Annotated in this window: 1 protein-coding gene; it reads left to right on the top strand. The window is 66.9% G+C overall.

Annotated elements, in window-relative coordinates:
* Window positions 1-272 (top strand): BamA/TamA family outer membrane protein (locus SB816_RS31685; RefSeq protein ID WP_410548206.1); only part of this gene is annotated, 272 nt, incomplete at both ends.

Below are 272 nucleotides of genomic sequence, written 5' to 3'. Positions count from 1 at the left end.
GACGAACGACCCGATCGGCGGCTCGAAGATGCTGGTCGGCAACATCGAACTGACGTTCCCGCTGCCGGGCACCGGCTACGATCGCACGCTGCGCGTGTCCACGTTCATCGACGGCGGCAACGTGTGGGGCAACGCGCCGGGCGGCACGAGTACCGGCGCGAACGGTTTGCGTTACGGCTATGGTGTGGGCCTCGCGTGGATCTCGCCGATCGGCCCGCTGAAGCTGAGCCTCGGTTTCCCGCTGCAGAAGCACGAGGGCGACCAGTACCAGA

This window comes from Achromobacter sp. SIMBA_011 (genome assembly GCF_046535435.1).
Taxonomy (GTDB): Bacteria; Pseudomonadota; Gammaproteobacteria; order Burkholderiales; family Burkholderiaceae_B; genus Achromobacter; species Achromobacter dolens.
Note: the sequence above shows the minus strand (reverse complement) of the source record. Positions and strands in the feature narration are given on the sequence as shown.